We start from the raw sequence: 23,764 nt of genomic DNA on the forward strand, positions 1-23,764 counted from the left end.
CACTTCCAGCAGCGCGTTCTACCGTCGATGAACCGGCTTCGAGACCTCACAGGAGAGGTCCCCCTCGCGCTGGGCGAGGTGCTCTCCTGACGGAGGGCGTTGGACGTGCCGGTGACGACGAGGGGAGTCGAGAGATGTCCAGAGACGACGTGGCACCGGGGCGGTTCGCGCGGTTCGTGAAGTGGGTCAACAAGGCCGACGGCTGGGAGCCGCAGTACCTGCGCGGGCGGGTCGTGGCCAAGAAGGACGGCGAGTGGATCGTCGCGGTCGACGGCGAGGAGCGCCGGATCGTGAAGAAGGAGTGGAGCGTCTACCGCTGACCCTCGGGGAGGACTCGTGATGCTGCCCGACCGGCGCACTCCCGAGATCAGAGAGGCGCGTCCCGGAGTCTTCGTGCTCGAGCTGCGCCGCACCCGCCGCCGGCCCGCCGAGGAGCTGGGCGTCCTGATCCGCGCGGGCACGACCTGGACGGTGCTGGGGCCCGAGGGCGTGCTCTCCGACGTGCCGAGCTTCCACGACGCCGTGGCAGCCCTGCGCGAGTAGCGAGGCACCACCGAGGTACCCGCGGCCCCGCTGAGTCGCCCGAGACGGTCGCCCGCTCCGGCGTGTCGACGACCGTCTCGGGCGCCTCGGCGCTGACGCGGAAGGGGACGGCGCGGCGGTGGTGCCGCCGAGGCGTGGGCCCGCCGCGCCTACAGCTGGCGGCCCGGCCGCTGCAGGCCCACGACGGTGACGGTGAGGGTCGCGGAGGTGCTCTGCGCGGCGGACGGCGCGGACTCCGAGAGGCGCACGGTCAGGCGGAGGTGGTCGGTCGCTCCGACGGAGAGGGCGGGGGAGCCGGGCAGGTCGAGGCGGGAGGCGGCGGGGCGGTCGGCCGACACGGTGGTGACGGTGCCGGGGCAGGTGGCGGCGTCGGCCGACCAGGACAGCGAGCAGCGCTCGATCGCGAGCTGCAGGCCGTCCGAGAGGTCGGTGCCGGTGGCCGTCTGCAGTTGGAGGGCCGACATCGGCAGGGTCCCGGCGTTCGTCAGCTCGAGGAGGCGCCGGGCCGTGCCACCGGGGACGAGGCCCGCGACGGGGACCGGCACGGTCGTCGCTCCGGTGCCGGTGAACGTCGCGATGACCGTGCCGGAGGCGACCCGCGCGCTCACGGAGCCCCGGTCCAGGAGCACGGCGGTGGCGGTGGCGGCGGCGCCGAGGACGAGCGCGCCGGCGACGAGTCCCGCCAGGCCGGCGCGGGAGACCACGCGGCGGCGGACCTCGGGGGAGTGGCGCGGGGCTGCGCTGTCGCGGGAGGACGGCCGGGCGCTGTGCCGTCCGTGCTCAGCGGGCGGACGCAGGGGCTCCGGGGGCGGCGTGCCGTCCGACGAGCGGTGCGCGCCGCTCACGGGGCGACCTCCGCGGGGCGGCGCCAGATGGCGATCAGGAGCGCGCCCACGATGACCGCGCCGCCCGCGGCGAAGAGCGCGAACCGCGCCTCCGGGTGGGCGAGGCCGATGCTCGGCCAGCCCAGCAGCGGCACCACCGAGCTCTCGCGCCAGATCCGCTCGTCCGCGATCGTCACGATCCACGGGTCGGCCGACTCGTTGTTGTCGCCCTTGGTGGTGAGCGCCAGCTGGCCGGGCTCGCGGCCGCGGAGGGCCGCAGCCTCCTCCTCGGAGTAGAGGAGGGTGACGCGGTGGATGACGCGGCGGCCCGGATCGTCCGGGTCGGTGAAGACGATCACGTCGCCGGCGCGGATCGCGGCCTGGTCGACGGGCAGGGTGACGGCGAGGGAGCCGACGGGCATCCCGGGCGCCATCGAGTTCGACAGCACCGGCACGAGCCGCACGAGACCGAGCGCGGAGAGGACGAAGACGGCGATGCCGGCGACGGCCACGATCGTGACCAGGCCGCCGAGGAGAGCGCGGAGGGCCTTCACGCCTGCTCCCTCCGGTGACGACGGCGCGCAGCCGCGGCGAGCAGGACGCCCGAGCCCAGGGCGAGCATCCCGCCCAGGAGCGCAGCGCCCAGGTCGCGGCCGGTGACGGCCAGCCCGCCGCCCGCCGCTCCGGGGAAGGAGCCGGGGCCGGGCGTCGCGGAGGGATCCTCCTCCGTCGTGCCCACGAGCACCCGCAGCGACGCCGCCGCGAGCTCGGTCCCGTTGCCGGCCGACTCCGGGAACAGGACGCGAACGCGCACGCCCACGGTGGCCCCGCGCTCGAGCGGACGCACACCGTCGAGCCGGCCGAGCGTCGCCGCGGGCCCGGATCCGAGCGGCACAGCGTCGTCGGGGCAGAGGTAGCGCTCGACCGTGCGCTCCCCGTCGACGACCTCGGCGACCGTGAACGCCGAGTCGCAGAGCTCGACGGACAGCTGGAGGCCGTCGCGCGGGTCCTGCGCCAGCGTCCCTCCGTCGACCGCGAAGGCCACGGAGACCCCCTGCGGCGACAGGCCGGTGCTGGTCACCTCGACCGCCCACTCGGCGCGGTCGCCCGGAGCGAGGTCGGTGAGTGATCCGGGCGCCGAGAGCTCGCGCACGTCGAGCACGCCGACGGGCTCGGCGCTCGCCGCGGGCGCGAGGAGCACCGCCGCGAGGACGGCGACGAGCGCACGGGCGTGGGGCATGGGGACGACTCCGGGAGGAAAGGGGGATGCCTCCGCCCCGCGCCGGTGGCGGCCGGGCAGGACGGAGGCGGTGGGGGACGGTCTACTTCTGGATGCCGGCGCGCTGGATCGCGGCGGCCGTGAAGGTGACCGTGGCGGAGGCGTTCTCGTACGCGTTGTCGGCCGCGGTCGGCAGGACGAGCTCGATCAGCGTGTTCAGCGTCACGTCACCGGCGTCCGAGGGGAAGGTCCCGGTCGTGGTGGGGGTGATGCCGAAATTCGCCGGGGTGAAGTCGACCGCGCCGGCCTGGCCGCCGATGGACGACAGCTTGCCGGATCCGGTGACCGTGGTGGTCCCGCTGCAGGAGTACGGGCCCGCCGGAGTCGTGGTGGGGGCGGTCGTCCAGGCGGTGGAGCAGGTCAGCAGGCGGTAGTCGAGGCCGTTCGGGCCGGAGACGAGAGACTGGCCGACACGGTTCTGGTCGGTGGTGTCGGATCCCACGACGTCGTTGGTGACGGCCTGCGAGAAGCGCACCGACGAGACGAGGTCGCCGTCGTTGGTGGCGTTCGGCAGGACGATCGTCACCGGGCGCTGGATGGTGTCTCCGGGCGCGATGTCCGTCACGATGAAGGTGCCGTCGAGGTTGATGTCGAGCTGTCCGGCGTCCGCGGTGACGCTGGCGGTCCCGGAGTCGGTGAACACGGCGAAGGCGCCGGCGCCGGCGAGGGCTCCCGCGGCGAGGAGGACGCCGCCGGTGAGGGCGATCTTCTTCCAGGGGCTGCGACGGGTGGGTGCTGTGGTGGTCATGGCGACCGTTCCTTTCTGGTGGGTGGTGCCCGGTGCGGGCGTGGTCTCCCTCACGAGGACACGTGCAGGACGAGAGGGGTGTCGGCGGGGAGGCATCAGCAGCCTCCGGCGGTGGTGACGGCCGGCTGGGCGACGGCGGTCGAGGCGGCGGACGCGACTCCGAGCCAGCGCTGCAGGTCCGGGCGGACCCGCCACTGGTAGCTGCGGCCCTCGCCGACCCGGTCGTCGGTGAAGCTCGTCGCGGAGGCGGCGGGTGCCGCGATCACGGTCCAGGGGCCGGGCGTCGTCCCCGCGAGGCGGCGCTCGAGGGTCCAGCCGGTCGCTCCGGCGGCGGCCGACCAGCTCACGAGGGTGCTCGGCCGACCGGCCGTGCAGCTCGCGACGGGCGTGGCGACCACGGAGGAGCTGGTCCAGGCGCCGAGCCCGACCGCTCCGCTCGTGCTGCCGGTGCCGGAGAATCCGCGCCGGACGAGCGGAGCGGGATCGACCCAGACCGTGATCGTGCCGCCCGCCGTGAGCGCGCCGTCCGTGACCGTGTACGCGATCGTCGCGCTGCCGGTCCAGCCGTCGGCCGCGGGCGTGTAGGTGCACGTGGATCCGGAGCAGGAGAAGGTGCCGCGCAGCCCGGCCGAGACGCTCGTGCCGGCCAGGGCGAGGGTCGTGCCCGGGTCCTCGTCGGTGTCGTTCGCGAGCGGAGCGACGGTGACGGCGGGGCCGCCGGTGGTCGCGACCACACGGTCGGTTCGGGCCACCGGCGCGCGGTTCAGCGCGGTGACGGTGACCGTGACCCGCACGTTCCAGGTGCCGTACTGGCCCGAGAGCGAGTAGTCGAAGACGTCGGTGCCGACGTAGGCGGCGATCGGGCGGTAGGTGCACTGGCCGCGGGTCGCTCCGCTCGCGACGCAGGAGACGGAACCCTGCACGGGAGTGGCGGGGGCGGGGGTCGCCGCGCCTCCGATCGCCTTCGGGGTCGCCGAGAGCTGAGCGCGCGAAAAGGTCGCGCCGGTCGCGGCGGGCCCGTCGTTCGCGAGCACGTCGATCACGACCGATCCGCCCTGCACGACCGTCGCGGCGTCGGCGGCAGGATCGGGGATCACCGAGATGCTCACCGAGGCGGTGCGGGTGAACGCCCCGCCGGTCGGGCCGGTCGCCGTCGCCGTGGCGGTGTTGGCGATCGTGCCGGCGGTGACGTCGGCGGCGGTGGTCGTGTAGGCGGCGGTCGCGGTGACGACCTGGCCGGGCAGCAGTCGTCCGGAAGTGCCCGGCCAGGAGTAGGTGAGAGCGGAGAGCCCGCTCTTGGGGTCGCTGATCGCGACCGCGGTGAGGGTGGTGGTGCCGGTGTTGGTCGCGCGGAAGGTGTAGGTCACCACGGTGCCGGCGGCGCTGATGAAGGCGGGGTTCGCGGTCTTGGTGAGCGCGAGGTCGTTCGTGCGGGTGATCGTCACCGTCCGCGAGGCGGTGGCCGTGACGGCGGCGCCCGTCGGAGGGGTGCCGGTCGCGGTCGCGGTGTTGAGGACCTGGCCCGCGTCGACGTCGGCCTGCGTGAGCGTGTACGAGGCGGTCGCGGTGACCGACTGGCCGATCTCGAGGCGCCCGGCGGTCCCCGGCCAGGAGTAGGCGAGCGCGGAGAGCCCGCTCTTGGGGTCGGTGACCGCGACGGCGCTCAGCCCGGTGTTGCCGGTGTTGGTGGCGGAGAAGCTGTAGGAGACGGTCGAGCCCACGGCGGCCCCGGTCGGGATCGTGCCGTTCTTCGTCAGCGAGATCGAGGGCGCGTAGCGGATCGGCGTGGTGGCCGTGGAGGTCGCGGTGACCGTCACGGGCGAGGCTGCCAGCGTGCGCCCGCTGACCGTGGCGGTGTTGGTGACGGCCGTGCCCTTGTCGATGTCGGTCTGCAGCACCGTGTACGGCGCCGAGGTGAAGGTCGCGCTCGCTCCGGGTGCGAGCTGAGTCGAGGCGGGCGTGATGCCGGTGACCTTCGGGTCGGCGACGGCGACCGTCTGCAGTGTGACGGTGCCGGAGTTGAGGGCGAGGAAGGAGTAGCGGATCTGCTCGCCCGCGTCGGCCTGGGCGTTGCCGTTCGTGTCGGTGAGCAGGGCGGTCTTGGTGAGGGTCAGAGCGGGAGCCGGGGCGGCGATGGGGGCGGTGACGGTGGCGGTCTTGCTGGTGACGGGGGTCGTCGTCACGACGTTCGAGATCGTCTCCGTCTTCGTCGCTGCAGCGGTCGCCGTGTTGACGAACGAGCCGGCCACCGCTTCGGCGGCCGTGACCGTATGGGATCCCGTGCAGATGGTGGAGGCGAGCGGGAGCAGGGTCGTCGTCGGACAGGAGATGCTCGCGGCCTTCGGGTCCGTGACGACGATGCCGGTGAGCGTGCCCCGGATAGACCCGTTCGTGACGACGAACTGGTAGGGGATGACGGATCCCTCGGCGTAGGCGACGGGCTGCGTGGTGGTGCGGTCGATCTGCTTGACCAGAGTGATGTCGTCGAGAGTGTTGATGGACGAGACGGAGACGTTGCGGACGAGGTGGGTGTCGTTCGATCCACCGGTGGACGCCGTGAAGCCGAGCTTGTAGGTCGAGGGCGCTGCGGTCGGCATCGTGAACTGCATCAGCTGCGTCAGCGCGGAGGCGGCCATTCCCGCCGAGGTGCCCCAGTAGACCGTGACGACGGGGGAGGCCGTGGCGGACACGGTGATCCGCACGGTCCTGCCGTAGCTCGCGGGCGGATTGCCCGACGAGACGGTGATCGGGGTGCGGACGGAGGTGAGCGTCGGCGGCGGCGCGGCCTGCAGGAAGCAGTAGCCGGTCTGGCCCTGGCCTGCACCGCGGGCGACGATCTGATTCGCGACCTGGCCCTGGCCTGAGCCGGAGGGGCACCCGAATCCGAGTCCGTAGGTGGGCGGGGCGTTGGGTGTCGTGCTCTGCGTGGGAGGTCTGGCCGAGAAGTTCCCGTAGGCGTCGATGCCGATGCCGAGATAGCCGCCGTTCACACCCTCGACGGTCGCGGACTGACCGTAGCCGAGCGAGCCGCCAGGGGCTCCGGCCGCCGTCAGGGACTTCGAGCCGTCCGTGAGGAAGAAGCCGATGCCGTCTGCTCCGAGGAGGCCGAGGGCGGAGCTGTACTGGTACTGGTCGAACTGGACGTCGATGCCGCCCGCGGCAGGAATCGGCCGGTTGAAGACCGCGCCGCCCTTGGCGTCGTTGCGGGCATCGGTGAGCTGGAGGAAGCCCGGACTCGTCGCGGCGACGGGGGCTTGAGTCCGGTTGGCGCAGACGCCGAGGTTCGAGGACCCGGCCGGGGGTGCGGTCGTCGCCCGGGTGATGCAGCCCCCGTCGAGCGCCTGCCAGGCCGAGTCCGCGACGCTGGTGCCGCCGAAGCCCTCCTGGAGCAGGACCGTGGCCGCCGCAGCTCTCGTCGCCGGCAGAACCACGAGGACGGCGGCGAGCAGGAGCAGGACGAGGCCGAGGGCGATCGAGCGGTCGTGGCTCGGCCGGGCATGCGCGTTCGACACGGATCGACCTCCACCCGGGGCGCCTCGCCGGGCCTTCCGGATGGAGCGGGATCACGATAGGTCGCGGCTCGGAGTCGCCCTGTCCCCCTGAGACGGGACGTGGGCGGCGGACGACGGGCCCCTGATCCGGTGGGCACGCAGAAAGGGGAGAGCGAGCGCTGAACCAGCGCCCAGGTGGAGCCCAGAAAACGCAACCTATCCGGCGGTCCCCCGCGAGAGTGTTGACGTGCGCACGGCCCTCGCGCCGGGCTCAGGGCGGCCTGGATCCGTGCCGGCCCCGCGGGATCCCGGAGTTCCGCCACCGACACGATGCGGTCCCGCTCCCGTGGCGGGCATCTCCGGAGCAGTGGCGCGAGATAGCGCTCTCACCAGGACCTTCTCCGGATCGCTCCGCCGCTGAACGCCAGGTGGGAGCGCCGCCGCGGGTGTCCCTGAAGCGGGTCTGGTGGTCGCGCGGCGGACGCGGGAGGATGCACTCGCGCCTGCCCGCCCGCACGGTCCCCCGAAGGACCGCACCGCGCCCCCTCCACGGTGGTCCGATCCGGACCGCAGCACCCCCCCCCTCACACCTTCCGGTCAGGCTCCGCCGACCGAGCAGCCCTCTCCACGTCGGGATCCCATGTCCTCTCCTGCGCGCCACAGCCGCCGTCTCGTCCTCACCGGAGCCGCCCTCGGCGTCGGATCCGCCTTCGCCTACGCGATGACCGCGTCCGCGGCGCCCGACTACAGCGTGATCCCGCCGCTGCCCAACGAGCTCGGGCGCAGCGACACGGCGATCTCGCGCGTGGGGAAGAAGCCGTACCAGATCATCGACGTGATGATCGGCACCGACCGCGCGCGGCTCTTCGTTCCGCACACCGCGGTCCCCTCGCAGCGGATCGGCCGGGTCGTCTACTGGTACTACCACGCCAACGGGAGCACCTACGCGGCCCTGTCCGGCGCCTACCAGTACAGCGCCGACCAGGCCGTCGACAAGGGCGTCATCTCGATCTGCCCCAACTACGGCGGCAGCATCTACACGAACAAGCGGGCCGTCGCCATGCAGGTGGACGCGGTCGCCTGGTTCCAGAAGACGTGGCGGATCGGCGCGAGCTTCCTCCGCTCGAACTCCGGCGGCGGAGCGCTGCTCTGCTGGGCGTACGGCAACAAGCTGGTCCCCGAGATCCGCGGCGCGTACCACGCGGCCGGCGTCTACGACATGGCCGACATGGCCCGGCGCGACCCGGGGCGCGTCCTGCCGGACTACGACAACGACCCCTCGACGATCCCGGCGACCGACCCCGCGCTGCTGCCGCAGGCCTCGTGGGCGGGGGCGCGGATCCGCACGACCGGCTCGACGGAGGACGTCCTCGTCCCGATCGCCGTGCACGGAGGGGCCTGGGTCGCGCTCGCGAAGCCCGTCGCGAAGGAGGCTGTGGTCCTCTACACGCCGACCGAGGGCGCTCCGAACGGCCACAACGTGCCGAGCCTGACGAACAAGGACATGCTCGACACGTTCGACCGCTGGCTCGCAGAGCAGCCGGTCGTTCCGCTGCCCGACGAGCCCGCCTCGTCGATCCCCGGCGAGGGCACCTACCAGAACTCCTCGCCGCTCATCACGACGGCGGGCACCTGGAGCACGATCTCCTCCTCCGCCGACAGCGGTGGGAGCATCAGCTACTCCAGCTCGGCCGGAGCGTCCGCGAGCTTCCGCTTCTCGGGCACGGGCGTCAGCTGGGTGAGCCGGATGACGGCGACCTCCGGCATCAACGAGGTGCTGCTCGACGGCGTCCTCGTCGCCACCGTTGACCGCTACAGCCCCACGACCCGCTCGGGTCAGACGGTCTGGACGAGCGGGCCGATCGCCGCCGGCACCCACACGGTCACGATCCGCCGCGGGACGACGCGCAACCCGGCGTCCACCGGATCCACGCTGATCCTCGACGCCTTCGTTGTGACCGCGGGGACCGTCTCCACGTCGACGCCCACCCCCACCGCGACGGCGTCTCCGACCAGCACGCCGACGCCGACGGACACGCCGACTCCGACCGAGACCCCGACGGCCACGTCCACGCCCACCCCGACCTCGACGCTGCCGGCGGCGGGGACGTACCAGAACGGAGCCGCCGTCATCGCGACGGTCGGCACCTGGGCGACGCTCTCGAGCACCGCCGACAGCGGCGGCAGCATCTCGTACTCCAGCACCTCCACGGCCTCGGCGACCCTCCGCTTCCGGGGCACGAAGGTCAGCTGGGTGAGCCGGATCACCCCGACCTCCGGCATCAACGAGGTCCTGATCGACGGCGTGCTCGTCGCCTCCGTCGACCGCTACAGCGCCACGAACCGCTCGGCCCGCACCGTGTTCACCAGCAGCACCCTCAGTGCCGGTGAGCACACCATCACCATCCGCCGCGGCAGCAAGCGCAACGCCGCCTCCACGGGCAACTCGCTGATCCTGGACGCCTTCGTCGTCGTGTGAGCCGCTCGAGCGCCCGAGCCGCCCGCGTGATTCCGGACAGAGGACGCGGGCGGGCTCGGGTGGTCGGGTGCTCGGGGGCTCGTGAAGGGGGCCCTTGTCGCTGAGGCGCTCGCTGGGCGCCCACTGCGTCGAGTCGCCCGGGGATGCAGCTGTTTCAGCGTTCTCGGAACCGTCTCGGGCACCTCAGCGGGCCTCGCGCGAGGCGGCCCGTGCGAGCATGCGGGGATGAGAACGCTGATCCTCGGAGGCACGGGCTGGCTCGGCGGGCACCTCGCGGCGGAGGCGCTGCGGCGCGGCCACGACGTGACCTGCCTCGCGCGGGGGACGGCCGTGCCCGCGGGGGTGTCCCTCGTTCGGGCCGACCGCGACCGCGACGACGCTCTCGACGCCGTGGCTGCGGCATCGTGGGACGCGGTGATCGACGTCTCCTCGACCCCGCAGCACGTCCGCCGATCCGTCCGCGACCTGCGCTGCAGCGCCTACGTCCTCGTCTCGACCACGAGCGTCTACGCCGAGAACGCGGTCGTCGGCGCGGACGAGGACGCCGAGCTGCTCCCTCCCTCCGACGACCCCGCCTCGTACGGCGCCGCGAAGGCCGCCTGCGAGCAGGCCGTGCTGGCCGGATCCGCGCCGTCCCTGATCGCGCGCGCCGGCCTGATCGGCGGCCCCGGCGACCCGACGAGCCGCTCCTCCTACTAGCGGGCAACAACTTCCCCGACGCGGGGTCGCTGACGTTATGAGCGTCTACCCGCCGGAGCGTGATGTGCTGGAGGCGGCGCAGTGGGAGCGTTTCACCGCGGGCGACGCCGTGCCGGTGCGTTGTTGGCCCGAGCACTGCGTCACTGCCAGACGGTCGTCCTACTCCCACTCACTAACGTTCGAACCTCCACTGCTGCGCCACGGATCAAGGATCACCCGGACCGCTCCAGAGACGCCCGAACCTGCCAACAAACACCACTTTCGCTGTCCTCTAGGCTGCGAACCATGGGATTCTCAGTGCGCCTAGTACCCGGCGTCCGGGTGCGCGTGTCGAGCCGCGGGGTGAGGACAAGCCTCGGTCCGCGCGCCGCGCGGCTCCACCTGGGCGCAGGGGCACCGGGGTTCTCCACCGGTATCGGACCGGTGACGTACTCCACCAGCCTCGGCGTTGCTCGTCGCACCTCCAGCGGCTCAATCACCCGGTCCGTAGAAGCCGCAAGCAGAGCAGAAGCAGCAGAACAGCTCATCGAGGTCTACAAGCGCATCGACAACCTGCACCGGCAGGAATTCCCACCAGCGACGAGGCCGCTGGCTCCACCGCTGGATGAGATCAACGAGGTAGAAATCTGGAATCTCCACCGAGCGGCACATCTTCAGGGTGTTAGCTGGTTCGCCCGCGACCATCGGCGCCAGGCTCTTGCAAACGCAGAGGCGGATGCTCGGCAGGAGATTGACTGGCACCGATGGCAGCTGGCGACACAACAGGAAGATGCGCAAGCTGTGCTCGACAGGGAGTGGCAATCACTTGTCGACAACCAGCCGGAAGTCGTAATGTCGGCACTGGCCGCCGCTTTTGAGGACAACGACGCCGCCGCTGCTCCTCTGAGTGTCTCTGGCGGTGAAGCAACACTGGTCGTAATCGTGCCTGCTGCCGACGCGATGCCGCAGAGAAAGCCCGACCTTACGCCCGCGGGACGACTTACAATCAAGACTCTGCCAAAAAAGGAAGCGGCGGACTGGCATAAGCACGCGGTAGCTGGATGTGTTCTTGTGACCGCTCGTGAGGCGTTTGCAGTTGCGCCCGGTTTGCGCTCGGTCCGATTCGTTGCCGTTGCGGTTGCTGATTCCGATTCTTACGGAAATCATATTCCACATGTACTGGTCGCGGCGAAAATAAATCGCGCCGCGGTCGATGGAGTTCAATGGGCAACGACGGATTCGATACAGGTGCTGAACGACACCTGCACGGACTTGCATGTTCGACAGGTCGGAGTGACGAAGGCGTTCATGCCGCTCGACTTGTCGGATGAGCCCGAACTTGCAGAGCTGCTGGAAGCAATACGTTACGACGACCTCGTCGATTAGCCCGATCGAAGGGCACCCCCGGTGACGCGTGTTTCGCTAAGCATGCCCCATGAACTAAGGAAAGAATATGTCCTCTCAGCCTCCGCCGCGGCCTCCAATCATTAGGTACGTTAGAGATGCTGGCACCGGCGATAAGTCGTTCCTGGTGACATGGCTGTTCGCACTGCTCCTTGGCTGGTTCGGCGTCGACCGCTTCTACCTCGGCAAAACGGGAACCGCAATCCTGAAGTTGCTGACTTTCGGCGGCTTTGGGATATGGGTGCTCGTGGACCTAATTCTCGTGCTTGCCGGCGCTATGCGGGACAAGCGGGGTCTGCGCCTCCAAGGCTACGAGCGCCACAAGAAAATTGCTCTAATCGTCAGTGCGCTCGTCGTGCTCGTCGGTGTCTTCGCGAACGCCACAGGGGGCACAATTCAGGGCCGAGACGCAAGTGATGCCGGTCAAGTACCTGCACTTTTGTCCGCTGCTCCTGACTCCCCTACCGCAAGTCCGACACCGGCCTCCACTATCCCGGCAACGCCAGTCTCATCTCCTAGCGCAACCTTTGCCCCCGAATATTGGCCGCAGGAGGGTGAGGTTCGCGTTCCAATGTTGGTTGGTATGAGACTTAGCGAGGCTGAAAAGCTGGCAAATCGACTCCGGCTTGAGATCAACGCTGAGGACAAGCTCAACGAGCGGAGCATTTGGCGTAAATCTAACTGGACCGTCGTTTCCCAAGACATTTCACCTGGAACTAGTAAAAGCGAAGGTACTATCGTCAGCGTCAGGGCGTTGAAGACTGATGAAGCAGCCAGTGACGTGCAGGAAATGCTTGCAGCTGACCTTCACGCTGAAGAACGTATTTTCTCAGGGAAGATCACTGGACGCCCAGAGGCCGGTGACCTTTCCACGTTGAGGGTAGACGGGGCCACCGTGACCCTGGATCTCATCGAACCGGTTGCTCAAGCCTGTCAGCCCACTCAGAACGGTGTCGAACAAGCTCGGCAGGAAATGGAAATGGCTCTCCCGATCGGGCAGGAAGTACTGGTTGTCATGAGCGAGCCGCACAGGAGTGAAGGGTTCATTCATCGGCTCGACGGCGGCAATGGTGCGGCCAGTGTCGCACCGCCGGGTGGATCGATAAACGAAGAACTAGTCAGAACAGGCTGGTGGCGCCCAAGTGCCTCGAGCATGGAGGGGGGCGTGGGCAAGAATGGTGTAGGCGATGACACTGTGGCTTACATCGATTATGTGCCGCGAGCGTCCATAGCCGATGGAGCCCGACCGTACGCGCGACTCATAGCGCAAGCAGGCAACTCCGTGGCCGCCAATTACATCGGCACTGTAGGAGAATGTCGTCGTGCGCTCGAGATCGAGGTGGCACAGGAAATTGACGCCTGGCGCGAACGAGAAGCGGATTTTGACAGGCGAGCGGCGGAAGCAGAAGAGGAGCGTGAGAACAACTATCGATATTGCCGAGACGGCGATGGTGATGGGTTCTGTAACGAAGGTTGATCGGTCGGTAACGGTGCCGTCGCTGTCAAGAGTCGCGAGGGCCAGGGGCAGCACGAGGTCCGACTGAGAGTACGTGACAGTAGTGTTGCGGTACTTCCTAATGATGTCGTGAACAGGTTGCAGTTCCTTCGGCACGCCGGGGAAGCCGGGCATTTCGTTCAAGCGGGGTCGAACGTCGGGTGCCATGAAGGGCCGGATGTAAGCGGCGACCGCATGGAGGCGACGGCCCTTCCGCGGTGAACCGGACCTCGACCGGTATGGCACGATCAACCCATGCCCGGCTCACTGCACGCCTATGTCGTCGAAGGAACCCGTCTCCGAGTGGATGTGCTCTCGGATCAGGGGGCGACTCTCTCCCTTGCGGGGGAATTCACCGATCTCGAGCCGGTGACGGAGAGCGGTGGCGTTCTCGAGAGCAATCCTGCACTGCGCAGCAACATGTGGGCGTACGCCAAGACCTGGTACCGCGCCCGGATGACGTCCAATGCCGAGGCTCTCGCGCATTCGGATCCGGCCGAGCAGAAGGCAGCTCTCCAGCAGGTGGAGCAGGAGCGGCGGACCGCACAGAAAGTGGCCGAGACGTACGCGAAGACGGCGCAGTGGATCGCGGACGTCGCAGACGACGTCTCGCTGCTGGACGTCCAGCACGGATGGTGCTCGTCGTGCTTCTTCAACACCGAGCACCGGAAGTCGAACCGTCCCGCGGGGCAGCTTCCCGTCTACGTCTGCCAGGGCTGCGGATCCGCGACGCTCCCGTGCGTGGCTGTGGGCTGCGGCAACATGGCGGTGCGCGAGCGCGGCGCTCTGCGCGTCCCCCAGTTCTGCGCCGAGCACAAGCACGAGATCCCGGGCTTCGAGAAGGCCCAGGGGACCTTCGGCGAGCTGCACGACTACGAGGCCTTCCTCGAATACGAGAAGCCCGACCTCGACGCGACCTCGAAGATCATCGTGGGCGGCATCGCTGTCCTCGCGATGGCGGCGCCGGTCGCTCTCCTCGCCGCTCCCGCCATCGGCGGGGCGATCGGCTCGCTCGGCGTCTTCGGCGGATTCACCGGCGCAGCGGCGAGCTCACACGGACTCGCGCTGCTCGGCGGCGGCACCCTCGCAGCGGGCGGGCTCGGCATGGCCGGCGGCACGGCGGTCGTGACGGCCGTCGGAGCGGCGGTGGGAGGTGTCCTCGGGGCATCGGTCGCGAACGCCTACCTGAGCGAGGACAAGTCGTTCCAGATCGAGCTGCTCCGTCCGGGAACGGGCGGCGTCCCCGTGGTCGTCGCTAACGGGTTCCTCACCGACGGTGAGGGAGAGCGGTGGGGCGAGTGGAAGTCGATCGTCGACTCCCGCTACCCGGACTCGCCCGTCTACCGCGTCCGATGGGGGTCGAAGGAGTTGCGGGATCTGACGGATCTCGCCCTGGGCGCAGCAGGCAAGGGCGTCGCCATGGGGCTGCTCAGAGGAGCGGCGGCGCTCGGGCACAAGGCGGGGGCGAAGCTTCTCGGAGGCGTCGCCGGGCCGGCGATGATCGCCTCGGACCTCGCGAGGAACCCCTGGCACGTCGCGAAGAACCGCGCCGACAAGACGGGCGTGATCATCGGTGATCTGCTCGCACGCACGAACGCGGAGTCATACGTGCTCATCGGTCACAGTCTGGGAGCGAGGGCGATGGTCGTCGCCGCGCAGTCCATGGGCACGAAGCCCGGAGGGCCGCGGATCCAGGCCGCACATCTCCTCGGCACCGCGATCGGAGCGAAGAGCAACTGGGACTCGTTGACCGCCTCGGTCGACGAAGCGGTCTACGGCTACCACTCCCGCAACGACGCGATCCTCAAGTTCGTCTACCGGACGGCTCAGGCCGGTGAGACGGCAGCTGGTCTGGTGGGCTTCATCCCAGCGTCCAGCAAGCTGCAGAACATCGACGTCTCGGATCGTGTCCAGACGCACTTCGAGTATCAGGACAACGTCGAGCTCCACGACGCCGTCTGAGCGGTGCCGGGCGGGAGGTCGGTGACCTCTCGCCCGCGATCAGTCGATCCGCTGGTCCTTCGTCCATCCGCGCAGGACTCGCCGACGACCGCCGGCTCGGCCGTTCGGCCCTCGAGGGACGAGCGCTGTCCGAGCTAGCGCCCTTCCCCACCCAGCCGCTCACTCATCCCCGCGACCTCCTGCCACGCTCCGGTCGCCCGTTCCTCCGCCGTCGTTTCCCGCAGCATCGCGATGAGCCGCTCCCGCAGCCGCAGCTCCGCCTCGGTCATCGCGCTCTCGTGTCCCCGTGCAAGGAGGTACGAGTGGGCGTCCGTCGCGAAGGCGGCCAGAGCGTCGAGGAAGATCTCGAGGACGCGGGCGGCCTCGCCGACGTGGGACGGATCGTGGGGCACCGGCAGCATCGGCACGAGCCGCAGCCTCCCCTGCCAGAGGCGCTCGTCGAGCGGATCCGCGAAGAGGGTGAGCGCGGTCGCGAGCGTTCCTGAGGCGGAGGAGGGGAACGCGCGGCGGACGTCGTGGACGATCTCGTGGAAATGGTCGTCGCTGAGGCCGAAGCCGACGAAGAGCAGGTGCCGGGTCGCGAGGGTGGCCTTCACGATCGAGGAGAGGGCGCGGCGGGAGGAGTCGAAGCCGAGGTAGTCGTCGCGGGTGAGGACGATCGAGGACGGGTCGTCGACGGTGCCGTGGAGCTTGAGCAGCCAGCGCTCGTGGTCGCCCTCGTGGTCGCCGGGGATGACGGCGCGGGGGACGCCCGCGTCCTCGGACGCCGTCTCGAAGAGGCGGTCGTAGTTGAGCGTGATGGCCTGCTCGGAGTCGATCGCGGTGAGGAGCGCCGGAGCGAGACCGTACCGCTCGAGGGATCCGATCTCACGGGCGACGGCCTCGGCGAACCGTCCGGGCTGCTCCTCGTCGAAGAGCGTCGCGAGGTAGGACGCCTGGTCGAGCACGTTCTTCCCGCTGAGGACCGCGGACGTGTCGGGTCGAGTCCGATCTCGCGGCCGAGCTCCTCGAGCAGTCCGTCCCAGGAGGGGCCGCCGGCGCTGACGCTGGTCCCGGCGCCGAGGAAGGGCACGAGCCGGCGGCGACGGGCGCGCTCGGCGAGGCTCTGCGCCTCCTCGAGGGCCGGAGCCTCCAGCTCGGGCCAGGACGTCGCGGGATCGAGTCGCCGCCTGGACTGGGCGAAGGCGTGGACGTCGGCGCGGAGGGTGACGATCGCGATGTCGACCTGGAACGCCTCGGCGGCCTCCCGCAGCACGCGGAGCTGCTGGGCGAGCACGGCGTCGCGGAGGGTCCCTGATCCGCCTCCCGCCGTCGCGAAGAGCGGCACGGCCAGGAGCGGCAGCGGCCGCCTCGTGCGCCGATCCCTCGTCGCCGTCCGCGCGGCGACCTCGACGAAGGCCCGGAGGCGGCGGGCGATGTCGGCGAGTCCTTCGCTGTCCTCGGCGTCGCGCACGGCGTGATCGGGGACGGCGGTGAGGACGGGAGTGGGCTCGCCGTCGCGCGGCGCGAGCGGCAGTGCCGCCTGTCGGCCGTCCGAGAACTCCGGAGTCAGCGCGGCGCGTGCGCGATCCTCCAGCTGCGGGACCCCGCGCCAGAAGTCGGTGAACGAGAGGAAGCGGTCCGTCGGCAGGAGCCACGCGTCGCAGGCGAAGTGGAGGAGGCTCCCGCGGGTGACGAAGAGATGAGGTCGAGGCACGGCCTCTTCCTATCAGCATCGCTCAGTCGCCCGGGAGGGCTCGTTCTCCGCGTCGAGAACGAGCCCTCCCGGGCGACTCGGTGCAGACGGCCGGGAGTCACGCGAGCATCCGATGCCGACGTGACGCCGGCGTCAGCGCCCCAGCACTCCCGCGTACACCGCGAGGTACTCGTCGACCATCCGGTCCACGGCGAAGCGGCGGCGCGCGGTCGCCCGCACGGCCGCGCGGTCGAGGAGTCCGACCCGACCGACCGCGGCGACCGCCTCCGCCGCGGAGCCCACCGCGTACCCGGTGACGCCCTCGTCGATGATCTCGGCCATGGATCCGCGGCGGTACGCGATCACCGGCGTCCCGCACGCCATCGCCTCGACGACGGAGAGGCCGAACGGCTCGTCGAAGCCGATCGGATGCAGGAGCGCGAGCGCCCCGCCGAGCACGAGGGCGCGCTCCTCCGGCCCGACCGAGCCGCGGTAGACGACGCGAGTCCCGTCGACGAGCGGCTCGACCTCCTCGCGCCAGTAGCGCTCGTCCTGGACGATGCCGCAGATCACGAGTCGCCGCCCGGCCGCGGCGGCGATCCGGACCGCCTCCGCCGTGCCCTTGTCGGGGTGGATCCGGCCGAGGATCACGAGGTCCTCTCCTCCGGATCCGGCGGGGAAGCCGTCCACGTCGATCCCGTGGTGCACCGTCGCCGCGTAGTCGAGCTCGGGGGAGCGGTCGCTGTCCGAGATCGACACCAGGTGCGCGGTGCGCGGATGCCGCAGCGCCTCGCGGTAGGCGGGCAGGATCTCGGGCCCGGAGAAGCCGTGCACCGTCGTCACCAGGAATACGGCCGCGACGGCGTCGACGTCGACGCAGCGGCGGATCAGGAGGCCGGCGCCGCGAGTGGCGTCCTCGCGGCCGTGCCCGGCGGGGAGGACCTACTCGAGGAGGAAGGCGCGCCCGTTGATCAGCAGCGTGTCGCCGTCGGTCGCGGCGAGAACGCCGAACTCGTCGACGGAGCGGGTGGAGTCCCCGGCGGTGTCCGAGGTCGCGGCGACAGCGGGAGTGGCTGCGGCGGCGGTGAGGAGGAGCCCGCAGGCGAGTGCGGTGATCACGGTCGTGCGGTTCATCGGCGTCGTCCTTGGCGTCGTGGTGGGCCGCTTCTCGTGGAGGCGGCGGGAACTGGTTCCGAGCCTAGGGCGCTGAGCCCGTCAACGCCCTGGGTCGTTCCTTGGGTTCAGCTATGAAGTACCGTGCAGCCATGCCCTGGGGACGCCTCTACTTCGCCGTGCAGGCGCTCGGCGGAGTGGCCTGGTGGGTCGCCGTGGCGCTCGTCCCCGCGGTGCGGATCGCGACGCTCGGCAGCCTCGATCCCGTCCCTGTCGCGGCACTCGACCTCCCGCTGTTCGTCGGCGCCTCCGCTCTCGCCGCCGCCGGCATCCGCTGGGCGGCCGTCACCGCGACGGCCTGGACGCTCCTCGTCGCGGTCGCGCTGACCGTCTGGGCCACCCTGACGGGGGAGGCGGGCTGGGGCGTCGTCGCGATGCTCACCGCGGCGGGCGGCTCCGTCGTCGCGGCGTGCCTGCTCCTGCTCGGCAGGGTGCCCACGCGCTGGATCGCCTCCGGTCCCCTCTCCTTCCGGGTCGCGACCGCGGGCCGCCGACCCGGATCGCACCTCGCCGCGACCCTCGGGCAGATCGCGGTGTTCTGGGGAGGCGCGCTGGTCGTCGTCCCGCTGGTGATCGCCGCGCTGGAGGAGCGCTGGGGCGTGAGCCTCGGAGCGGCACCGCCCGCGGTCGTCGGCGTCGGCGTCCTGCTGCTGGTCGCGGCGAGCGCGCTCGGGATCTGGTCGGGGCTCACGATGTCGATCCTCGGCGACGGCACGCCGCTGCCGATCGCGATGACCAACCGGCTGGTGATCGCCGGCCCCTACCGCTGGGTCCGCAACCCGATGGCGGTCGCCGGCATCGTGCAGGGAGCGGCGGTCGGGCTGCTGCTCTCGTCGTGGCTGGTCGTGCTGTACGCGCTCCTCGGCGCCGTCGTCTGGAACCGGGCCGTGCGCCCGCTGGAGGAGGCGGACCTCGCCGCCCGCTTCGGCGCCGACTTCGAGCGCTACCGCTCGCGCGTCCGCTGCTGGGTGCCCCGCCGCCCGGAGCCGCTACCGCGCCGGGGGTAGCCGCTGCCGCGCCGGGGGTAGCCGCTGCCGCGGTGCGCTCGCCGAGGCGTTCCGCCCCCGCCGGGACACCGCCGCCAGGCCGGCGACTCGTCGACGAGGGCTGTGTCTCGAGGCGCGGTCCGCTCCTCCGCCCCCACAACGCGCCTCTCGGGACGGCGACGCGCCTCGCCCGCCGACCCCGTCACTCCGCGGTGCGCCCGCGCCCCACCACCGCGGCGACCAGCCCCGCCGAGACCGCGGCCAGCGCGACCAGCACACCGCCCACGCCGAGCGCCCCCGCCACGAGCGGAGTCGCGAGCGCCAGCGCGACACCGGGGAGCGCCAGCCGCGCGGGCATCGGCTGGTGCTCGCCGAGCGGCGCGTGCACCGCCCACAGGGTCAGGACGAAGACCGCGACCGGGACCGCGACGGCCGCGCCGATCACCGTGTCGGACGCTTCGAGGTGGCCCGCGGTCGCGGCGACGGCCGCCTCCAGCCCGGATCCCAGCGCCGCGAGGGCCGCGAACGCCGCGAAGTGCGCGTAGCCCCAGCGGTAGGAGAGGCCGCGCCGCCGCTCCAGCAGCTCGCCGGAGGGATGCGAGAACGACAGCCACCACAGCGCGAAGACGATCACCAGCCCGCAGGCCGCGACCAGCACGAGCGAGGTGCTGACGCCCGCCTCCGTCACCGCCCGCTGCACGCCCATCACCGCCGCGAGGACGCCCTCGCCGAGCAGGATGATCGTGAACAGCCCGTACCGCTCGGCGACGTGGTGCGGATGCCAGTTCGCGTCGCCCGCCCGCTGTGCCCAGAGGGGCACGGCCAGCTCGCAGACGACCAGGAGCAGGAAGCTCACCACCCCGACCTCCTCGGGCAGGAGCAGCCGCATCAGCCAGCCGACCTGCACGATCGAGAAGCCGACGGCGTTGCGCACGGCGGAGGTGCGGTGCTCCGGAGTGGACACGGCGACGCGGATCCACTGGCTCACCAGCGCGAACCGCATGATCGCGTAGCCGATGGTGATCGCCCGGTAGTCGCCGTCCTCGAAGCCGGCCGGCACTCCCGCCGCGAGCACCAGGACGCCGCCCATCTGGGCGAGGGTCAGCAGCCGGTAGGGCACGTCGTCGGTGTCGTACCCGGAGGCGAACCAGGTGAAGTTCATCCACGCCCACCAGATCGCGAAGAACACCATGCCGAAGGGGAGGAGCCCCTCGGCGAGGTGCCCCTCCTCGGTCGCGTGGGCGAGCTGCTGGGCGATCTGCGCGATCGCGACGACGAAGGTCAGGTCGACGAGCAGCTCGAGCGGACTCGAGACGCGGTGCGCCTCGTCGATCGCGCGCGGCTGCATCCGCACGCGGAGGGGGTGCGCGGGGGAGGCGGGCATGCGCTCATCCTGCACCCGGAGGGCTTCTGCGCGAGTGCCGCGCCCGCCTCCCGCGACCCTCGGCGCCCGCCCTCGCACCGAGTGTCCAGAAGTCGTCGCACTCGAGCGCGAGTGCGACGACGATCGGACACTCGCGGACGGCCGGACCTCGCCAGGTCGGGCGCAGCCGACACCGCGAGCACGCAGAAGTCGCGGTACTCGCCCTCCCGTACGCCCACTTCTGAGTTCTCGCGCGCCCCGGGCGACGCCCGGCGGCCCCGCGCCCGCGCCCCGCGCCGGCCCGCGCAGGACCCCCGCCTACGATGGGTCGGGATGTCCCCCGAATCCGCGCTCGCCGCCCCGACCCGCGCGTCCCCGGGCGCCCGGCGGTCGCGGCGCGGGCCGCTCCTCGGGCTCGCCCTGGTCGCCGTCCTCGTGGCGACGCGCCTGCTCGCCCCGGACGCGGCGGGAGACGCCCTCTCGGACGCGGTGCGCGACTTCCTCACCCTCTCGATCAGCGTCGTCATCGAGTCGCTGCCGTTCGTGTTCCTCGGCATCGTCCTCTCGATCGCGGTGCAGCTGTGGGTGCCCGAGGCCGTGCTGCTGAGGATCCTGCCCAAGCGGGCGCTCCCGCGGCGGCTCGTGATCTCGCTGCTCGGCGTGCTCCTCCCGGTCTGCGAGTGCGGCAACGTGCCGCTCGCGCGCGGGCTGATCGTCAAGGGCCTCTCGGTGTCGGAGTCGATGACGTTCCTCCTGGCCGCGCCGATCGTGAATCCGATCACCATCGTCACGACCTACCAGGCCTTCGGCTGGGCCGACGGGATCCTCGTCTGGCGCATCGTCGGCGGCTTCGCGATCGCGAACCTCGTCGGCTGGATCTTCAGCCGCCACTCCGAGCCGATGAGCCTGCTCACCGACCGCTTCCGCGCTGCCTGCGAGGCGGGCGAGCGGCCCTCCCGCTCCCTCCGCGACCGCTCCCGGCGCAGCGTGCTGCTGTTCGCCGAGGAGACCGGGGCGATGATGCCGGCGCTGTTCGTCGGCGCCGCCATCGCGGGGCTGATCCAGGTCGGCGTCTCGCGCGACGTGCTGACCACTCTCGGCGGCGACCCGCTCTGGTCGGTGCTGGCGCTGATGGTGCTCGCCTTCGTCATCTCGATCTGCTCGAACGTCGACGCGTTCTTCGTGCTCTCGTTCGGCTCCACGTTCCTGCCGGGAGGCATCATCGCGTTCCTCGTCTTCGGCCCGATGATCGACGTCAAGATGCTCGCGCTGCTCCGCACCACGTTCTCGGCCGCGACGCTGGTGCGCGTCACCGTGCTGGTCGCCCTCGCCGCGGCCGTGCTGGGACTGGCGGTGAACTATGCGCTCTGAGCGCCTCCTCGCCCGCTGGAAGGGCGTCGTCCTCAGCCTGATCGGCGTCGTCTCGACTTTGTGGCTCGCGGCGACCGGCCGACTCGGCCTCTACATCCACCCCCGCTACTTCGAGTTCTCGGTGGTGCTCGCGGTGATCGCAGGAGTGCTGCTGATCGCGGCGTTCGCGGTCGTGCCGGGCGCCGAGGAGGACGCCCACGAGCACGAGGACGACGTCGAGCACCTCCACGCCCCCGTGCCCGCCCGCCCCTGGCGCCGGGTGGTCGCGGTCGCGGCCGGAGTCGCGGTGATCGCCTCCGCCGCCGTCGCCCTGCTCGTGCTCCCGCCGGCCGCCCTCACCGCCTCGACCGCGACGCAGCGCGAGGTCAACACCAGCGCCGTCGACGCCTCCGTGACCGCTGCGGCGCCCACCGGCGACACGGCCTCGTTCAGCGTGCGCGACTGGGCGACCCTGCTGCGTCAGGGCGCGAGCGAGCAGTTCCTCGCCGGCCGCACGGCGACGGTGAGCGGATTCGTGACCCCCGACGCCTCCGACCCCGAGAACGTCTTCTACATCGCCCGCTTCGTCGTCACCTGCTGCGCGGTGGACGCGCAGCCGGTGGGCGTGCCGGTCTACCAGGCCGGCTGGGCCGACACCTGGTCGGAGGGGCAGTGGCTGGAGGCGAGCGGCGGCTTCGGCGCGAACCCGAGCGTCACCAGCGCCGAGGCGGTCGTGCTGGAGCCGGAGGCGCTCACTCCGATCGACGAGCCGGCGATGCCGTATGTCTACTGAGCGCGGCGCGAATCCTGAGCGCGGCGCGTCTCCTGAGCGCGGCGCGTCTCTCGAGCCCGGCGCGTCTCCCGGCGGCGGCACGTCGGCGCAGAGCGGGCGACGGGCCGGAGGCGGTGCGCGGCGGGCTCCCGGCCTCGACTCCGCAGGCGCCTCCCGCTTCTCGCGGCTCTTCTGGGCGGTCGTCGCGGTGCTCGTCCTCGCGGTCGGAGGCCTGACCGCCGCCACCGTCGCGAAGGGGCCCCGGGTCGCCTCCCTCGAGGTCAGCACCGACGGCGTCGTCGAGCGCGACGGCTCCCGAGCCCGCCTGCACCTCGACCAGGCGCTCGAGCCCGACGCGCTCGACCGTGTCCGCGTCGCTCCGGACGCCCCGCACACCGCCGAGCTCGACGGCGGCGTGCTCACCGTCACCTTCACCGACACCCTCCGCTACGCCACCCGCTACGAGATCGGGATCGACGACGCCCGCAGCGCCGCGACCGGCTCGGCCGCCGACGTCTCCGCCTCCTTCACCACGAAGGACCCCGACCTCTTCACCCTCGACCGCACCGCCGACGACCCCTCGCAGCCCGACGCCGTCCGCGTCCGCCCGCTCTCCGGAGGCGACGCCCGGGTCCTCGTCACGGCCGACCGGATCCAGGACTACGCCGTCGTCGGCCCGGTGCTGGTCGTCGTGACCATCGAGCCGGACGACACGAACCTCCTCCGCACGGTCACGCTCGACACCGGCTCCGAGGGCGTGATCCCGCTCCCCGGCCCCGGGACCGTGCGCGAGCTGCACTCCTCGCCCGAGAAGGGCGTGCTCGGCTGGACCTTCACGGGGCAGGCGCCGTCGGGCCCGCTCGACCGCGCCCTCTACTCCTACGACCTCACCGACCAGAAGGCCGAGGCGGTCCCCGTGGTCGGGATCGACGGCGGGCCGCTGCGGGCGCGCGACTGGATGTTCGTGCCCGGCACCACCTCGGTCGTCACCCACTCGCTCGACGACACGGTGCTCCTGCTCGACCTGCTGACGCCCGGCTCGATCAGCCCGCTCGGGCAGCACGCGGAGCTGCGCGGATTCGTGCCCGGCGCGAACCGGCTCGTGGTCGCCGATCCGGAGTCGGGCTCGCTGATCGACCTGGCCGACGGCTCGGTCGAAACGCTCGCCCTCCCGCCGGCCGACGTGAGCGCGACCGCGACGCCCGTGCAGATCCTGCTCCTCGACTCCGGGAGCTACGTCGAGCTCGAGGCCGAGTACGCGCCGGAGACGGGGGCGACCCAGTACTCCGTCGTCCGCGTCGACGCGTCCGGCACCTCGGAGGTGTTCCGCACCTCGCCGACGGGGCGCATCCGCGGCGTCTGCCTCTCGCCGAACGGGCAGTACCTCGCCGTCGAGACCGTCTCGGTCGAGGGTCGGCCGGACGACTACCCGGGCGAGCCGGGCTTCAGCGCGACCTCGACCGTGCTCGTCGACCTCGGCACCGGCGACACCGCGCGCAGCGTCAACGGACGCTCGCGCGACTGGTGCGCGTAGGGGCCGGG

At 71.3% G+C, this 23,764-nt stretch carries 20 protein-coding genes; 11 read left to right on the forward strand and 9 right to left on the reverse strand.

Annotated features, from left to right (window positions below; translation table 11 throughout):
- Nucleotides 1–134 precede the first annotated feature (134 nt).
- Entirely contained in the window at nt 135–320 is a 186-nt protein-coding gene (locus tag C5C46_RS08335; protein ID WP_104223398.1) for a hypothetical protein, read from the forward strand.
- Nucleotides 321–339: 19 nt separating this feature from the next.
- Nucleotides 340–543, forward strand: coding sequence for a hypothetical protein (locus tag C5C46_RS08340; protein ID WP_104226362.1), 204 nt, complete (start codon nt 340–342; stop codon nt 541–543).
- Nucleotides 544–692: 149 nt separating this feature from the next.
- Here C5C46_RS08340 and C5C46_RS08345 read toward each other — a convergent pair whose 3' ends face one another.
- The 5 genes from C5C46_RS08345 to C5C46_RS08365 form a co-directional block, all read right to left on the reverse strand.
- Nucleotides 693–1,388: a peptidase gene (locus C5C46_RS08345; protein WP_104226363.1), complete on the reverse strand. Its 696-nt coding sequence runs from the start codon at nt 1,386–1,388 to the stop codon at nt 693–695.
- Nucleotides 1,385–1,921, reverse strand: coding sequence for a signal peptidase I (locus C5C46_RS08350; protein ID WP_104226364.1), 537 nt, complete (start codon nt 1,919–1,921; stop codon nt 1,385–1,387). Before C5C46_RS08350 ends, C5C46_RS08345 begins: the two co-directional genes overlap by 4 nt.
- Complete coding sequence (locus C5C46_RS08355; RefSeq protein WP_104226365.1) at nt 1,918–2,607, reverse strand: sortase; 690 nt, start codon at nt 2,605–2,607, stop codon at nt 1,918–1,920. Before C5C46_RS08355 ends, C5C46_RS08350 begins: the two co-directional genes overlap by 4 nt.
- Nucleotides 2,608–2,689: 82 nt before the next feature.
- Nucleotides 2,690–3,394, reverse strand: a complete 705-nt coding sequence (locus C5C46_RS08360) for a TasA family protein (RefSeq protein WP_104226366.1) — start codon at nt 3,392–3,394, stop codon at nt 2,690–2,692.
- Between the two features lie 95 nt (nt 3,395–3,489).
- The gene (locus tag C5C46_RS08365; protein WP_104226367.1) at nt 3,490–6,906 is read right to left on the reverse strand and encodes an Ig-like domain-containing protein; all 3,417 of its coding nucleotides are present in this window, start codon (nt 6,904–6,906) and stop codon (nt 3,490–3,492) included.
- 619 nt (nt 6,907–7,525) lie between these two features.
- On the opposite strand from C5C46_RS08365, the gene C5C46_RS16850 reads away from it, so the two are divergent.
- From C5C46_RS16850 to C5C46_RS08385, 5 genes are all read left to right on the forward strand, one after another.
- Nucleotides 7,526–9,364, forward strand: a complete 1,839-nt coding sequence (locus C5C46_RS16850; protein ID WP_181027253.1) for a hypothetical protein — start codon at nt 7,526–7,528, stop codon at nt 9,362–9,364.
- A 225-nt stretch (nt 9,365–9,589) separates the two neighbouring features.
- Nucleotides 9,590–10,063, forward strand: coding sequence for an NAD-dependent epimerase/dehydratase family protein (locus C5C46_RS08375; protein WP_104226368.1), 474 nt, complete (start codon nt 9,590–9,592; stop codon nt 10,061–10,063).
- A gap of 423 nt (nt 10,064–10,486) precedes the next feature.
- Nucleotides 10,487–11,428, forward strand: coding sequence for a hypothetical protein (locus C5C46_RS16560; protein WP_146085695.1), 942 nt, complete (start codon nt 10,487–10,489; stop codon nt 11,426–11,428).
- Between the two features lie 145 nt (nt 11,429–11,573).
- A complete protein-coding gene (locus C5C46_RS16855) occupies nt 11,574–12,923 on the forward strand; it encodes an NINE protein (RefSeq protein ID WP_374953792.1) in 1,350 nt (449 codons plus the stop codon).
- Between the two features lie 387 nt (nt 12,924–13,310).
- On the forward strand, nt 13,311–14,903 hold the full coding sequence (locus C5C46_RS08385; RefSeq protein WP_219812276.1) for a DUF726 domain-containing protein: 1,593 nt from the start codon (nt 13,311–13,313) through the stop codon (nt 14,901–14,903).
- Between the two features lie 134 nt (nt 14,904–15,037).
- On the opposite strand, the gene C5C46_RS16860 is transcribed toward C5C46_RS08385, so the two are convergent.
- The 3 genes from C5C46_RS16860 to C5C46_RS08400 form a co-directional block, all read right to left on the reverse strand.
- A complete protein-coding gene (locus C5C46_RS16860; RefSeq protein WP_181136506.1) occupies nt 15,038–15,850 on the reverse strand; it encodes an SIR2 family protein in 813 nt (270 codons plus the stop codon).
- Between the two features lie 881 nt (nt 15,851–16,731).
- Nucleotides 16,732–17,421 (reverse strand): glycosyltransferase, encoded by a 690-nt coding sequence (locus tag C5C46_RS08395; protein ID WP_258059407.1) that lies wholly within the window; start codon nt 17,419–17,421, stop codon nt 16,732–16,734.
- 99 nt (nt 17,422–17,520) lie between these two features.
- The gene (locus tag C5C46_RS08400; protein WP_104223384.1) at nt 17,521–17,712 is read right to left on the reverse strand and encodes a hypothetical protein; all 192 of its coding nucleotides are present in this window, start codon (nt 17,710–17,712) and stop codon (nt 17,521–17,523) included.
- A 131-nt stretch (nt 17,713–17,843) separates the two neighbouring features.
- On the opposite strand from C5C46_RS08400, the gene C5C46_RS08405 reads away from it, so the two are divergent.
- On the forward strand, nt 17,844–18,758 hold the full coding sequence (locus tag C5C46_RS08405) for a methyltransferase (RefSeq protein WP_104226372.1): 915 nt from the start codon (nt 17,844–17,846) through the stop codon (nt 18,756–18,758).
- A gap of 181 nt (nt 18,759–18,939) precedes the next feature.
- On the opposite strand, the gene C5C46_RS08410 is transcribed toward C5C46_RS08405, so the two are convergent.
- A complete protein-coding gene (locus C5C46_RS08410) occupies nt 18,940–20,121 on the reverse strand; it encodes a low temperature requirement protein A (protein WP_219812277.1) in 1,182 nt (393 codons plus the stop codon).
- A gap of 312 nt (nt 20,122–20,433) precedes the next feature.
- Here C5C46_RS08410 and C5C46_RS08415 point away from each other — a divergent pair, with 312 nt between their 5' ends.
- Genes C5C46_RS08415 through C5C46_RS08425 form a run of 3 tightly spaced genes read left to right on the forward strand, consistent with a single transcriptional unit; the run spans nt 20,434 to nt 23,756 of the window.
- Nucleotides 20,434–21,471, forward strand: coding sequence for a permease (locus tag C5C46_RS08415; protein ID WP_104223382.1), 1,038 nt, complete (start codon nt 20,434–20,436; stop codon nt 21,469–21,471).
- Complete coding sequence (locus C5C46_RS08420; RefSeq protein WP_104226373.1) at nt 21,461–22,243, forward strand: TIGR03943 family putative permease subunit; 783 nt, start codon at nt 21,461–21,463, stop codon at nt 22,241–22,243. Before C5C46_RS08415 ends, C5C46_RS08420 begins: the two co-directional genes overlap by 11 nt.
- Nucleotides 22,233–23,756 (forward strand): hypothetical protein, encoded by a 1,524-nt coding sequence (locus tag C5C46_RS08425; protein ID WP_104323996.1) that lies wholly within the window; start codon nt 22,233–22,235, stop codon nt 23,754–23,756. The genes C5C46_RS08420 and C5C46_RS08425 overlap by 11 nt, the downstream gene beginning before the upstream one ends.
- The last annotated feature ends 8 nt before the right edge of the window (nt 23,757–23,764 follow it).

The sequence above is a fragment of the Rathayibacter sp. AY1E6 genome, from assembly GCF_002931115.1.
Taxonomy (GTDB): domain Bacteria; phylum Actinomycetota; class Actinomycetes; order Actinomycetales; family Microbacteriaceae; genus Rathayibacter.